The sequence below is a fragment of the Cupriavidus sp. MP-37 genome, assembly GCF_020618415.1.
Classification (GTDB): domain Bacteria; phylum Pseudomonadota; class Gammaproteobacteria; order Burkholderiales; family Burkholderiaceae; genus Cupriavidus.
Genome location: NZ_CP085344.1, coordinates 1180553 through 1192699 on the forward strand (window position 1 = coordinate 1180553; position 12147 = coordinate 1192699).

The following is a 12147-nucleotide window of genomic DNA, read 5'->3' on the forward strand; positions in this document are numbered from 1 at the left end:
TCTCGATGGGAAGTGGAGCGGGCGATGGGAATCGAACCCACGTCTTTAGCTTGGGAAGCTAAGGTAATAGCCATTATACGACGCCCGCGAACCCGCGATTTTATGCGGGATCCCGGGGCAGTGCAAGCGAGTGCCCGATGGGCCCCATTCAGCGCCCGGCGTCCTTGTACGCGAAGTTCTTGCCGACGAACTGGCTGATATAGCTGCACAGCCCGCGTCCCGCCGTGGCGAGGCGCTTCATGTGTTCGACATGGCTGCGGCCCGTGCTCCGGTAGTCGTAGGTGTAGACGCCACCGTCTTCGAACTGGACCCGGATATGGTCGGGGCCAAGTTCGTAGGCGATGATGCCTGATTGACCGCTGAGGTTTCGGTAGGGCTCCATGATCGCCATGATATGTCGCGTTTGCCATGGCTGCTGGCGCCAGAACGGGTGCCGGCTGGCGCTGGCGCACGATCCGGCCTTGTTCGACACGCCGCTGCGCGAAGGGCAGACCGAGGTCCTGTCGCCGGGGCTGGGTTTCCGCGTCTACCGGGACAGTTGAGGCCAGGCGTATAGTGGCTGGCACGCCAGCGGCGGCACCGCCGGATGTGCCGTGACCCGCCCCCAAACGCCAGGACGCCTCACCTTGACCACAGACTTCTTCGCCCGCTTTGAAACCGAATGCCTGCCGCGCATCGCCGATGCGATCGGCCAGCAACACCGGCGCGTGCAACTGCAACCCTTGCCGGCCGCAGCGCCGGGACAGGCGCCGCGCTTGCGCGTGACCGGCGACGGCCCGCCGGAATTGCGGCGGCATCCGTATGCGCTCGATATCACGCTGGCGTGGGACGGGCTGGAGGTGCAGCGCCTGTTCGCGGCGGGCGGCGAGGCGCGCTTTGCCGGCTACCTGCCGGCGTTGCCGTCGAAGCTGCGGGCGTGGCAGGAGCCGCGCGGGATCGATTTCCGCTCGCTGTCGCAGGCCGACCCGCAGATCCTGATCGGCGGGCTCGATTTCGAGCACTGAGCGACGCCGCTTGAATCACCCGGCGACGCGCAGCCGGCACACCGCGCTTTCCGCCTGGCCGGGCTCGATCCAGCGCAAGCCGTGGCCATGGTGGATGGCATCGGGCAGGCCCACCCACGGTTCCACGCAATAGAAGTCGGAGGTTTCCGTTTCGGACCAGGTGGTCACGGCATGCCAGGGCACGCTGCCGGGCAGGCCGAGCTCGAACCGGACCTGGCGGCCGGGCATGGCCAGTTGCGCCGCGGGGCTGCCGCGGAAGACGTGGAACGTGTCCTGCAGCCGTGGATCGGCAAGCTGGTAGGCCGGCTCGCCGGACTCGGCCGGCCCCGGGCTGCCATTCGGCAGCTGGCGCCTGCGCTCGGTGGCGGGCAGCGTCAGCGTCGCCGCTGCGCGCTGCGCGTGGGGCAGGGCGAAATAGAAGTGGTGGCCGGGATAACAGGGCAGGCGCTGCGTGCCGGGGTTGGTGGTGCGCAGCGTCACCTCCAGGCCGTCGGGCAGCAAGGTGTAGACCACGTCGAATACGAAGGCAAACGGATAGCCGGCGCGCGTGGCGGCGCTGTCGCGCAGCGACATCGTGATGGTGGACTCGGCGGCGAAGGCGCTGACGTCGAACGGCAGGTCGCGCGCAAAGCCGTGCTGCGTCAGGGTATGGACCGTTCCGCTCGCATCGCGCCACTGGCCGGGACTGCCATCGACAAAATGCCGTCCGATAAACGGGAACAGCAGCGGATTGCCGCCGCGGATCTTGGCCGGGCGGCTCCAGTCCGCGGCGTCGGGCCAATACAGGATGTCGTGCCCGCGGTGCACCCAGCGGACCAGCCGCGCGCCGTATTGCGGCGCCAGCAGCAGATAGGAATCGGCCTGGCCGATCCGCACCAGCGGCTGGCCCTGGAAGTCTTCGGTTGGCAGGTTGTGCATGGCCTGGACGATGTGGTGGTGCTCAGGTCGTTGCCGACTCGGCCTGGCGCGCCTGGAGGAAGCGCGCGGCGTAGTCGAAGTACCAGTCGAGCGTGTCGGGGTTGGCCATGGCGTCGCGGTTGGCGATGCCCTGCGGCGCATGGCCCAGCAGCAGCTTCTTGATCGGCACCTCCATCTTCTTGCCCGACAGCGTGCGCGGCACGCCCGGCACCTGCACGATCTCGTTGGGCACGTGGCGCGACGACAGCGCACTGCGGATGCGCGCGCGCAGCGTGTCGCGCAGCGCGTCGTCCAGCACCAGGCCTTCGCGCAGCACCACGAACAGCGGCATGTACGACTCGCGGCCGAGGTATTCCAGGTCGACCACCATGCTGTCCAGCACCTCGGGCAGGTCTTCGACCACGCGGTACAGCTCACTGGTGCCCATGCGGATGCCGTGGCGGTTGATGGTGGCGTCCGAGCGCCCGTAGATCACCGCGCCGCCCCGGCTGGTGATCTTGATCCAGTCGCCATGCCGCCAGGCGCCCGGGTAGGTGTCGAAATAGCTGTCGCGGTAGCGCTTGCCGTCGGTGTCGCCCCACAGGTAAAGCGGCATCGACGGCATCGGCTCGGTGCAGACCAGTTCGCCGACCGCGTCGACCAGCGGCTGGCCGTGGTCGTCGAAGGCTTCCACCTTGGCGCCCAGGCAACGGCACTGCATCTCGCCGGAATAGACCGGCAGCAGCGGACAGCCGGCGACGAAGGAGCCGGCGAAGTCGGTGCCGCCCGACATCGGCACCAGCCAGATGTCTTCGCGCACATGGCGGTAGATCCAGTCGTAGGCCTCGACCGGCAGCGGCGAGCCGGTCGAGCCCAGTCCGCGCAGGCGCGACACGTCGGCGATGCGGGCCGGCTCGATGCCGGCCTTCATGCAGTTGGTGAAGAACGCCGCGCCGGCGCCGAACAGCGTCACGCCGGCATCGTCGACGAAGCGCCACAGCACACCGGCGTCGGGCCAGGCCGGGTTGCCGTCGTAGAGCGCGATGGTGGTGCCGAGCAGCAGCCCCGCCACCTGCGCATTCCACATGATCCAGCCGCTGCTGCTGTACCAGTGGAACACGTCGTCCGGACCCAGGTTGTTGTGGAACGCCATCAGCTTGAGCTGCTCGATGACGATGCCGCCATGGCCATGCACGATCGGCTTGGGCATGCCGGTGGTGCCGGACGAATAGACGATCCACAGCGGATGGTCGAACGGCACCGGTTCGATCGCCAGCGGCACGTCGTGCGCGAGCACGTCCTGCCACGCATGGACGCGCACCCCGGCGGGCGGCGCGGTGCCGCTGCCGGTTTGCGGCACCAGCACCAGGTCAGTCAGCGAAGGCAGGGCGGCGACCAGGTCGGCCAGCACCGGCGCGCGGTCGTAGACCTTGCCGCCGTAGCGGTAGCCGTCGACGGCGATCAGCACCTTGGGCGCAATCTGGCGGAAGCGGTCGATCACCGCCACCTGGCCCATGTCCGGCGCGCAGCCGGACCAGACCGCGCCCAGGCTGGCGGTGGCCAGGAAGGCGACGATGGTGGCGGGGATATTGGGCAGGTAGCCGGCGACACGGTCGCCGCGCTGCACCCCCATCTGGCGCAGCGCATGCGCCAGCGAGGCGACCTGCGCTGCGAGCGTGGCCCAGCTGAGCTCGGCCAGCGGCTGCGCCTCGCCCGCGTAGCGGATGGCGGTGCGCTCGCGCGCCGCGCCCGTGCCGGCGTGGCGGAACACCTGCTGCACATAGTTCAGCGTGGCGCCCTCGAACCAGCGCGCGCCGGGCATGGCGCGCCGGTCCAGCACCTGCCTGGCCGGCGTGTCGAAGCGCACGTCGAAGTAGGCGCGCACCGCTTCCCAGAAGGCTTCCAGCTCGGTGACCGACCACTGCCACAGGCTGTCGTAGTCATCGAAGGCGAGGCCGCGCTCGGCGCGCAGCCAGCGCATGAAGGCGGCGATCTGGCTGCTGTCGCGGAACGCCTCGGACGGCGTCCACATCAGGTTCCCTTCGGTCAGGGGCGCTGTGCTGCTCATGTCTCCTCCTTGGGCCCGTCTGTCGCGGGTATCGGATGGTGGGCGATGGGGTCCCGGGCGCCTGTGGCGGCACCCGGGCATCAGCGTGACATGATAGCCGGGGATGGAGGCGGTTGCCGGTCAGGGGACCGCCGGCCGGTCGAACAGGCTTTCCCACAGGGTGTCGACCCTGGCCTTGACCGCGGCGTCCATGGCGATCGGCGTGCCCCATTCGCGCGTGGTCTCGCCGGGCCACTTGTCGGTGGCGTCGATGCCCATCTTGGAGCCCAGGCCCGACACCGGCGAGGCGAAGTCGAGATAGTCGATCGGCGTATTGTCGACCAGCACCGTGTCGCGGCTGGGGTCGACGCGGGTGGTGATGGCCCAGATCACTTCCTTCCAGTCGCGCACGTCGACATCGTCGTCGACCACCACGATGAACTTCGTATACATGAACTGCCGCAGGAAGCTCCACACCCCGAACATCACGCGCTTGGCATGGCCGGCGTACTGCTTCTTCATCCGCACCAGCGCCATACGGTAGCTGCAGCCCTCGGGCGGCAGGTAGAAGTCGGTGATCTCGGGGAACTGCTTCTGCAGCAGCGGCACGAACACCTCGTTCAGCGCCACGCCCAGCACGGCCGGCTCGTCGGGCGGCTTGCCGGTGTAGGTGGAGTGGTAGATCGGGTCGCGCCGCATGGTGATGCGGTCGATGGTGAAGACCGGGAACCAGTCCTGCTCGTTGTAGTAGCCGGTGTGGTCGCCGAACGGGCCTTCGAGCGCGTGCTGGTAGCCGGACGGATGGTTCGGGTCCGGCTGGATATGGCCTTCCAGCACGATCTCGGCCGAGGCCGGCACGCTCAGCTCGGACAGCGTCGGCGTCAGGCAGCCCGCCAGCGCGGTGCGGCTGCCGCGCAGCAGGCCGGCGAACTGGTATTCGGACAGCGTATCGGGCACCGGCGTCACCGCGCCCAGGATGGTGGCGGGATCGGCGCCCAGTGCCACCGCGATCGGGAACGGCTTGCCGGGGTTGGCCAGCGCATGCTCGCGGAAATCGAGCGCGCCGCCGCGGTGCGCGAGCCAGCGCATGATGACCTGGTTGCGGCCGATCACTTGCTGGCGGTAGATGCCCAGGTTCTGGCGCTTCTTGTGCGGGCCCTTGGTCACCACCAGGCCCCAGGTAATCAGCGGGGCGGCGTCGCCCGGCCAGCAGGTCTGGATCGGCAGGCGCGCCAGGTCGACGTCGTTGCCTTCCCACACCACCTCCTGGCAGGCCGGGCCGCTGACGCGCTTCGGCGCCATGTCCCACACCGATTTGGCGAGCGTAAACAGCTTGCCGGCCTCGCGCAGGCCGCGCGGCGGCTCCGGTTCCTTCAGCGCCGACAGGACCCGGCCGATGTCGCGCAGGTCTTCCATCGATTCGGCGCCCATGCCAAATGCGACTCTGCGTGTCGTGCCGAACAGATTGGCCAGCACCGGCACGCTATAGATGTCGCCATGGGGAGCGCCCGCAGGTTGCTCGAAGACGACCGCGGGGCCGCCGGCGCGCAGCAGGCGGTCGCAGATTTCGGTCATTTCGAGGTTGGGCGACACTGGCCGGGCGATGCGCCGCAGCTCGCCAAGCCTTTCGAGCTGGCCGATGAAATCGCGCAAGTCTTTGTATTGCATGGTGAATTCTGTTGTGGTGCGGCATCCCGCACCGGATCCAGGGAGGCGGCAGTCAGGTCGGTGACGATACACATTCCTCGGGGCGGCGGCAAAAAAATCGTCCGGCCGGTGCCGCGGAAATTGTAAGTTTTTTGTCCGCCAGGGGGCGGGCCGTAACGCGGCGAGCCAAGGCCACGCCTGCGTTTGCGGGTATCCGAGTGATGCCGGTCCGACCCAAACCGCCTTGTTACAAATAACTGGAAGTAGTGAATTATCGATTTATTATTCTTGACGGGATATAACACCGTTCCTACAATCCGGTCTGCTCCATGGAGTGTTGCGTCGCAACATGGATTTTCCCCCTGTGTCAAGGGGTGCACATCAAAACAACGTGCCAGAGAATCCCTCCAGCAAGGACCGATGGTCGTAGTCCCGCGCGCATGGCGGGTGACCGGTCGCCTCCGGCGACTTGCCGGAGTGTAGAGAGTTAAGTCGTGGCAGGTAGCGCTCCCCCAGGGCGCGGCCTGTTTCCAAGTTGGGCGCATGGGGAGCGCCCTGCCAACAGGTGCTTGGTCGTCACTGCTAGACGGCGCGGCATCCTTACTTGAGTACGTTGAGATCGGGCGCGCGCCGCAGTCGGGCACGCGAAGCGGGCAACGGATGGAGGTAAGCATGAGCGGTTGGAAAACCCTTCATCTTCCCGGCATCGGGCGGGCCCTGCAGGTCCGCCTCCGACAGCCGGTACCCGGAGTGAGTCGGGCATTGCAGGTCCGTCTCGCGCATCCGGTCGCGGGCCGCGCGTTGCGCGGAGGCCGCACGACGCTGAAGTACGCCCTGAACAGCCTGGGCGTGGTGGCGGTGGTTTCGGCGGTGTCGCTGTCGGTGAGCCAGGAATGGCGCACCACGCTGGCCGCCTTGCTGGCCGGTGACGAAGCGCCGGCGGTGCTGGTCAGCGCCGCCGTGGCAGCGCCCGCGCATGCCGGCACTGCCCCCGGCGCTGCGCACAGCCCGGCCGTTTCCAATGCCGTCCCGGCCAGCACGGCGGACGTCGCGGCGGCCAAGTTCGGCTATGGCACTGGCCGCGGCGGCAAGCTCGGCCTGCCGACCGTGTCGGGCGTCGACGAATGGAGCCTGGCGGCCAATACCAAGGTGCCGTCGGTGGCGCACCTTGCCGCGCGGATCCCGGTCACGCGCGTGGCCGCGGACGCCCGCAGCACCGGCGGCACGCTGGGCAGCGCGCGCGAACAGGCCGCGGTGGCGGACTATATCGCCCGCAAGTACCGCGTGGCGGCCCAGGCCACCGCGCAGCTGGTCAAGGCAGCCTACCTGACCGGGCGCGAGGTCGGCATCGATCCGCTGCTGATCCTGGGCGTGATCGCGATCGAGTCCAGCTTCAACCCGTACGCCGAAAGCGGCGTGGGTGCGCAGGGCCTGATGCAGGTCATGACCAAGGTCCACCAGGACAAGTACGAAGCCGTTGGCGGCGTGTCGGCGGCGCTGAACCCGTACGCCAACATCAAGATCGGCGCGCTGGTGCTCAAGGACTGCATCGCCCGCGCCGGCTCGCTCGAGGGCGGCCTGAAGTACTACGTCGGCGCCACCACGGCTACCGACGGCGGCTACGGCGCCAAGGTGCTGGCCGAGCGCGCCCGCCTGCGCCAGCTGATCGGCGTGCGCAGCGCGCCGGCCAACGCCGACAAGCCGGCCGCCGAGGACAAGGCGCCGGTCGAGCACGCGCCGACCGAGAAGCTGGAAGCCAACAACGGGCCGCACAACGCCTGAGCCCGGCTTTCGGCATCGCCCAGAAGAAAAGCACCCCGCGGGGTGCTTTTTCTTTTGCCTGCCGCCGCCGCGGCCGGCGGCGCTCAGCGGAACAGCTTGCCCAGCCGCGCCATCGCCTCTTCGATATTCTCGCGCGAGGTCGCGTACGAGATCCGGATGTAGTCCCGGGCCGTATGCGGACCGAAATCCTGTCCCGGCACCATCACCACGCCCGCATCGTGCAGCATCGACTGCGTCAGCCGGTCGGCGTCGCCCGCCGCCGGGTGGTTGACGCCCCGGCAGTCGGCATACACATAGAAGGCGCCGTCGGGACGCACCGGCACGCGCAGGCCCAGCGACTCCAGCGCCGGCACGATCAGGTCGCGGCGGCGGCGGAATTCGGCCTTGCGCTCGTCGTAGATGGCCAGCGCCTCGGGGGTAAAGCACGCCAGCGCGGCGTACTGCGCCACCGCCGAAGCGCAGATGAACAGGTTCTGCGCGACCTTCTCGAAGGCCTCGACCAGCGCCTCCGGCACCACCAGCCAGCCCAGGCGCCAGCCGGTCATGTTGAAGTACTTCGAGAAGCTGTTCACCGTGACCACGTTCGGGTCCAGGGCCAGCGCCGACACCGGCGGGGCGTCGTAGGACAGGCCCTGGTAGATCTCGTCCACGATGGCAAAGCCGTGACGCGCGCGCACCGCCTGCAGGATGCGGGCAAGCTCATCGGGCAGGATCGAGGTGCCGGTCGGGTTGGACGGCGACGCCAGCAGCACGCCGCGGGTCTGCTCGCCCCAGTTGGCCTCGACCTGCGCGGCGGTCAGCTGGAAGCGCTCGGCCGGGCCGCTCGGGATCATGCGCGCGACGCCGTCGAAGGCGGCGACGAAGTGGCGGTTGCACGGATAGCTGGGGTCGGGCATCAGCACCTCGGCGCCGATCTCGACCAGCACCGCGCATGCCAGCAGCAGCGCGCCCGAGGCGCCGGCGGTGACGATCACGCGCCGCGCCGGAATGTCCAGGCCGTAGGCGGTCTGGTAATAGCCGGCGATGGCCTCGCGCAGCGGGTGGATGCCGAGCGCGCCGGTGTACTGCGTGACGCCGCGGCGCATGGCGGCTTCGGCCGCGCGCACCACCGGCTCGGCGGCAGTGAAGTCCGGCTCGCCGATGCCCATGTGCACGATATGGCGGCCGGCGCGCTCCAGCGCAGCGGCCTGCTTGGCCAGCTCCATCACGTGGAAGGCTTCGATGTTGGCGAGGCGTGAGGCGGTGGCCAGATGCTGCAAGTCCATGGTGTTCCGGGGCGGGCAGGGGCCCGCTCAGCAAAAGAAGGTGATGGGAATGAAAACACCCGCCGCGGCGGGTGTCGTCTTCATCGGCGCTGGCGTCAGGGCCAGCGCGACGGCACAGGGGCCCGCGGAGCCGGGCGCTCAGCGGCGCGCGGCCACCTCGGCGGCGCGCACCTGGGCCGCCAGCTTGTCCAGCACGCCGTTGACGTACTTGTAGCCCTCGACGCCGCCGAAGGTCTTGGTCAGCTCGACAGCCTCGTTGATGACCACCTTGTACGGGATGTCGAGGCAGTGCACCAGCTCATAGCTGCCGACCAGCAGCGCGGCGCGCTCGACCGGCGACAGCTCGTCGACGGAGCGGTCCAGGAACGGCTCGAACGCGGCGGTCAGGCGGGTTTCTTCGCGCACGGCGCCGTTGAGCAGCGCGTCGAAGTGCTCGCGGTCGGCCTTGTTGAAGCCCTGGGCGTCATGCAGGTGGGCCTGGATCGCGCCGATGTCGTTGCGGTTCAGCAGCCACTGGTACAGGCCCTGCAGGGCCAGCTCGCGCGAGCGGCGGCGCGCGCTCTTGGGCGGCGCCTTGGCTTCGGTGCGGGCCGCGCCCGGCTTGCCGCCGGCCGCCTTGCCGGCGTCGTTGTCCGGGGTGTTCGACGTATCACTCATCGTCGTCCTCGTCTTCGTCTTCCTGGCCGCGCAGCGAATCCAGCGCCGCCACCAGGTTGGCCATCTCCACCGCGGCGCGGGCGCAGTCGCGGCCCTTTTCGCGGGTGCGGGCGTGGGCCTGCTCGTCGGTGTCGACGGTCAGGATGCCATTGGCGATCGGCACATTGAAGTCCAGGCCGACGCGGGTGATGCCGGCGCCCGACTCGTTCGAGACCAGCTCGAAATGATAGGTCTCGCCGCGCACCACCGCGCCCAGCGCGACCAGCGCGTCGAACTGGCCGCTTTCGCACATCTTCTGCAGCGCCAGCGGGACTTCCAGCGCGCCGGGGACGGTCACCACCAGGGTGTCTTCGCCCTCGACGCCAAGCTTTTCCAGCTCGGCCACGCAGGCCTCGAGCAGTTCGGCGCAGACCGGCTCGTTGAAGCGCGCCTGCACGATGCCGATACGCAGGCCTTCACCGTCGAGGTTGCTGGGGTAGAAGCCGTGATCCATTGTTCAATTCTCCAGTTATTCGGGAGGGCCGCGGCGGCGTGCGCCGCGGCCCGGGTATTCGGGGTGGCTCAGTCCTGGGGCCGGCTCAGTCGGCCTGGCCGCTCATCGGCTGGTAGCCGGTCACTTCCAGGTCGAAGCCGGTCATGCTGGGCATGCGCTGGCGGGCGGCCAGCACGCGCATCTTGCCGACGCCGACATCCTTCAGGATTTGCGCGCCCATGCCATAGGTGCGCAGGTCCGGCTTGCGGCGCGGCCGCGACTGCGGGGCATCGAGCGCGCTGAACTGCGTGAACAGCTGCTCGACGGTGTCGCCGCAGTTCAGCAGCACGATCACGCCGTGGTCGGCCTCGGCGATGGCCTGCATCGCCGCCGGGATGCTCCACGAGTGCGTGGTGCATTTCACTTCCAGCAGGTCCAGCACCGAGAACGGCTCGTGCACGCGCACCAGCGTTTCCTGTTCCGGCGTGGGCTTGCCCTTGACCAGTGCCAGGTGGGCCTGGCCGGTCGGCTTGTCGCGGTAGGCGATGCTGTGGAAGGTGCCGTACGGGGTTTGCATGGCGCGCTCGCCGACGCGCTCGATAATGCTCTCGGTACGGCTGCGGTAGTGGATCAGGTCGGCAATGGTGCCGATCTTCAGGCCATGCTCCTGCGCGAACTCGACCAGGTCGGGCAGGCGCGCCATGGTGCCGTCGTCCTTCATGATCTCGCAGATCACGGCCGCCGGCGTCAGGCCGGCCAGCGCGCCCAGGTCGCAGCCGGCCTCGGTATGGCCGGCGCGGATCAGCACGCCGCCGGGCTGTGCCGTCAGCGGGAAGATATGGCCGGGCTGGACCAGGTCCGCCGGCTTGGCGTCGCGGGCCACCGCAGCCTGCACGGTGCGGGCGCGGTCGGCGGCGGAAATGCCGGTGGTCACGCCCTCGGCCGCTTCGATCGAGACGGTGAAGTTGGTGCCGTGCTGGGTGCCGTTGCGGCTCACCATCGGATGCAGGTCGAGCTGGCGGCAGCGCTCGGCGGTCAACGTCAGGCAGATCAGGCCACGGCCATGCTTGGCCATGAAGTTGATCGCCTCCGGCGTGACGAAATCGGCAGCCAGGACCAGGTCGCCCTCATTTTCGCGGTCTTCCTCGTCGACGAGGATGACCATGCGGCCGGCGCGAATGTCGGCAATGATGTCTTCGGTACGGGCGATTGTCATGGCGTGCTGAACGGCAGGTTGGGGCGAATTCGGGCGAAAAACCGGCGAATGGCTGTGGCAGGAACCGTGGCCGCGGTGGAAGGCGGCCGGACTGAGGCGGGGCATCGGGCCGGACCGCTGGGCCATATACGCCCGGCGGGTTGCCCAGTCAAGCCGGGTATTGTACGCCAAGGCAGGCCATGCGGGAGCGGCGGCTGCGGAAAGTGCGCCGGCTGCGCGCCGGCGGGTGGGGCGGGGTGGCGCAGTGGCGAAACGCCCGGGCCGGCCGGGTGCCGCCTGCGGCGCCTGGCGGAACGTGCCGGGCTCAGGCGGCCTGGGCGAGCGGCGTACGCACCGTGGCCGCGTTCGCCGACGCGGTGCGCAGGCGCGAGGTCCTGGCGATGCGTGCCCTGGCTGCGCGCGTTGCGTCAGCCAGTGCCAGTTCGCGGGTGGGGAAGCCGGCGTTGGGCCGGGCGAAGCGGGCATGCGCATCGAGCGCATATGACCACTCCCATTTGCCGAAGGTCACCTCGGCCAGCGTCACGACAACGTGGCAGTGTTGATAGAAGAAGCTTTCGCCCATGCGGGTTCCAAATAAGTTGGCGCTGTACCAGCGCGTGAGAGACGGTGCAACGGCGCTACGCTGCTTCCCTTCAGTCTGGCCGGCCATGGCACCACGGAAAGCCGGCAAAGCGTCGCGCGCCGGCCCGCCTGAATGGCCTGAAGCGCATGAACAACGGTCGTGACGGCGGCTGCAAGCGTGGCCAGCCGTCGCCGACGGCGCGATCCCAGTCGATCAGCAGCGTGACGGCGCGCCGCAGTGGGGTGGAACTGAGCCGCAGCAGGCCCATGCGATGCGCCACCTGGGCGGCATGGCGAGGCAGCTGCCACAGCGGCGTGGCGGCAACCCAGCGGTAAGTCATTCGGGAAGCAGGCGCTGTCATGTGATGTCCTCTTGGTTGCCGGGCCGAAGCCGGCACAGCGGCCACGGCGCTTGCGCGCGGCGTGGCGGATGCAGGGAAACGCCGGTGGACAGGACGCGATCGCCGGCAGGGCAGCGTCCGGTGAGGCGTAGGCGAGGGAAGCTGGAATGCGTGGGTGCGCCGAGGGTCAGACATGTCCTGCGCACAGCCCTTTGATTGTAGGCGCACCAGGCCGTCCATCCCAGTTCGCTTACAACA

13 protein-coding genes and 1 tRNA gene are annotated in these 12147 nt (G+C 68.9%); 3 read left to right on the plus strand and 11 right to left on the minus strand.

All coding sequences use genetic code 11. The features are described from left to right. Positions 1-13 precede the first annotated feature (13 nt). Together LIN44_RS05530 and LIN44_RS05535 are read right to left on the minus strand one after the other, a co-directional pair. Positions 14-88, minus strand: a tRNA-Gly gene (locus LIN44_RS05530). A gap of 60 nt (positions 89-148) precedes the next feature. After that, complete coding sequence (locus LIN44_RS05535) at positions 149-382, minus strand: hypothetical protein (RefSeq protein ID WP_227313870.1); 234 nt, start codon at positions 380-382, stop codon at positions 149-151. Here LIN44_RS05535 and LIN44_RS05540 point away from each other — a divergent pair. Next, on the plus strand, positions 381-542 hold the full coding sequence (locus LIN44_RS05540; RefSeq protein WP_227313871.1) for a hypothetical protein: 162 nt from the start codon (positions 381-383) through the stop codon (positions 540-542). The two genes, LIN44_RS05535 and LIN44_RS05540, sit on opposite strands and share 2 nt — an antisense overlap. Before the next feature lie 84 nt (positions 543-626). Continuing rightward, complete coding sequence (locus LIN44_RS05545; RefSeq protein ID WP_227313872.1) at positions 627-1004, plus strand: DUF5594 family protein; 378 nt, start codon at positions 627-629, stop codon at positions 1002-1004. Between the two features lie 15 nt (positions 1005-1019). Here LIN44_RS05545 and LIN44_RS05550 read toward each other — a convergent pair whose 3' ends face one another. The 3 genes from LIN44_RS05550 to ubiD all read right to left on the minus strand — a co-directional run bounded on the left by LIN44_RS05550 (position 1020) and on the right by ubiD (position 5616). Further along, on the minus strand, positions 1020-1922 hold the full coding sequence (locus tag LIN44_RS05550; protein ID WP_227313873.1) for an aldose epimerase: 903 nt from the start codon (positions 1920-1922) through the stop codon (positions 1020-1022). Between the two features lie 22 nt (positions 1923-1944). Then, positions 1945-3969: an acetoacetate--CoA ligase gene (locus LIN44_RS05555; RefSeq protein ID WP_227313874.1), complete on the minus strand. Its 2025-nt coding sequence runs from the start codon at positions 3967-3969 to the stop codon at positions 1945-1947. A gap of 120 nt (positions 3970-4089) precedes the next feature. Then, entirely contained in the window at positions 4090-5616 is a 1527-nt protein-coding gene (gene ubiD / locus LIN44_RS05560) for a 4-hydroxy-3-polyprenylbenzoate decarboxylase (protein ID WP_227313875.1), read from the minus strand. A gap of 651 nt (positions 5617-6267) precedes the next feature. On the opposite strand from ubiD, the gene LIN44_RS05565 reads away from it, so the two are divergent. After that, on the plus strand, positions 6268-7377 hold the full coding sequence (locus tag LIN44_RS05565) for a lytic transglycosylase domain-containing protein (RefSeq protein WP_227313876.1): 1110 nt from the start codon (positions 6268-6270) through the stop codon (positions 7375-7377). Between the two features lie 83 nt (positions 7378-7460). Here LIN44_RS05565 and LIN44_RS05570 read toward each other — a convergent pair whose 3' ends face one another. The 6 genes from LIN44_RS05570 to LIN44_RS05595 all read right to left on the minus strand — a co-directional run bounded on the left by LIN44_RS05570 (position 7461) and on the right by LIN44_RS05595 (position 11910). Then, positions 7461-8642, minus strand: coding sequence for a pyridoxal phosphate-dependent aminotransferase (locus LIN44_RS05570; protein ID WP_227313877.1), 1182 nt, complete (start codon positions 8640-8642; stop codon positions 7461-7463). Positions 8643-8780: 138 nt separating this feature from the next. After that, on the minus strand, positions 8781-9299 hold the full coding sequence (gene nusB, locus LIN44_RS05575) for a transcription antitermination factor NusB (protein WP_227313878.1): 519 nt from the start codon (positions 9297-9299) through the stop codon (positions 8781-8783). After that, positions 9292-9792 (minus strand): 6,7-dimethyl-8-ribityllumazine synthase, encoded by a 501-nt coding sequence (ribH, locus tag LIN44_RS05580; RefSeq protein WP_115680885.1) that lies wholly within the window; start codon positions 9790-9792, stop codon positions 9292-9294. Before ribH ends, nusB begins: the two co-directional genes overlap by 8 nt. Positions 9793-9877: 85 nt before the next feature. After that, positions 9878-10987 (minus strand): bifunctional 3,4-dihydroxy-2-butanone-4-phosphate synthase/GTP cyclohydrolase II, encoded by a 1110-nt coding sequence (gene ribBA / locus LIN44_RS05585; RefSeq protein WP_227313879.1) that lies wholly within the window; start codon positions 10985-10987, stop codon positions 9878-9880. 304 nt (positions 10988-11291) lie between these two features. Further along, positions 11292-11549, minus strand: a complete 258-nt coding sequence (locus tag LIN44_RS05590; protein ID WP_227313880.1) for a hypothetical protein — start codon at positions 11547-11549, stop codon at positions 11292-11294. A 70-nt stretch (positions 11550-11619) separates the two neighbouring features. Beyond that, positions 11620-11910, minus strand: a complete 291-nt coding sequence (locus tag LIN44_RS05595) for a hypothetical protein (RefSeq protein ID WP_227313881.1) — start codon at positions 11908-11910, stop codon at positions 11620-11622. Positions 11911-12147 lie beyond the last annotated feature (237 nt).

What these genes read in the sequence shown, in the direction of transcription:
- LIN44_RS05595 (WP_227313881.1), bottom strand. Translation starts at nt 11,910, where the DNA reads ATGACAGCGCCTGCTTCCCGAATGACTTACCGCTGGGTTGCCGCCACG.
- LIN44_RS05540 (WP_227313871.1), top strand. Translation starts at nt 381, where the DNA reads ATGATCGCCATGATATGTCGCGTTTGCCATGGCTGCTGGCGCCAGAAC.
- LIN44_RS05555 (WP_227313874.1), bottom strand. Translation starts at nt 3,969, where the DNA reads ATGAGCAGCACAGCGCCCCTGACCGAAGGGAACCTGATGTGGACGCCG.
- nusB (WP_227313878.1), bottom strand. Translation starts at nt 9,299, where the DNA reads ATGAGTGATACGTCGAACACCCCGGACAACGACGCCGGCAAGGCGGCC.
- LIN44_RS05535 (WP_227313870.1), bottom strand. Translation starts at nt 382, where the DNA reads ATGGAGCCCTACCGAAACCTCAGCGGTCAATCAGGCATCATCGCCTAC.
- LIN44_RS05550 (WP_227313873.1), bottom strand. Translation starts at nt 1,922, where the DNA reads ATGCACAACCTGCCAACCGAAGACTTCCAGGGCCAGCCGCTGGTGCGG.
- ubiD (WP_227313875.1), bottom strand. Translation starts at nt 5,616, where the DNA reads ATGCAATACAAAGACTTGCGCGATTTCATCGGCCAGCTCGAAAGGCTT.
- LIN44_RS05570 (WP_227313877.1), bottom strand. Translation starts at nt 8,642, where the DNA reads ATGGACTTGCAGCATCTGGCCACCGCCTCACGCCTCGCCAACATCGAA.
- ribBA (WP_227313879.1), bottom strand. Translation starts at nt 10,987, where the DNA reads ATGACAATCGCCCGTACCGAAGACATCATTGCCGACATTCGCGCCGGC.
- ribH (WP_115680885.1), bottom strand. Translation starts at nt 9,792, where the DNA reads ATGGATCACGGCTTCTACCCCAGCAACCTCGACGGTGAAGGCCTGCGT.
- LIN44_RS05565 (WP_227313876.1), top strand. Translation starts at nt 6,268, where the DNA reads ATGAGCGGTTGGAAAACCCTTCATCTTCCCGGCATCGGGCGGGCCCTG.
- LIN44_RS05590 (WP_227313880.1), bottom strand. Translation starts at nt 11,549, where the DNA reads ATGGGCGAAAGCTTCTTCTATCAACACTGCCACGTTGTCGTGACGCTG.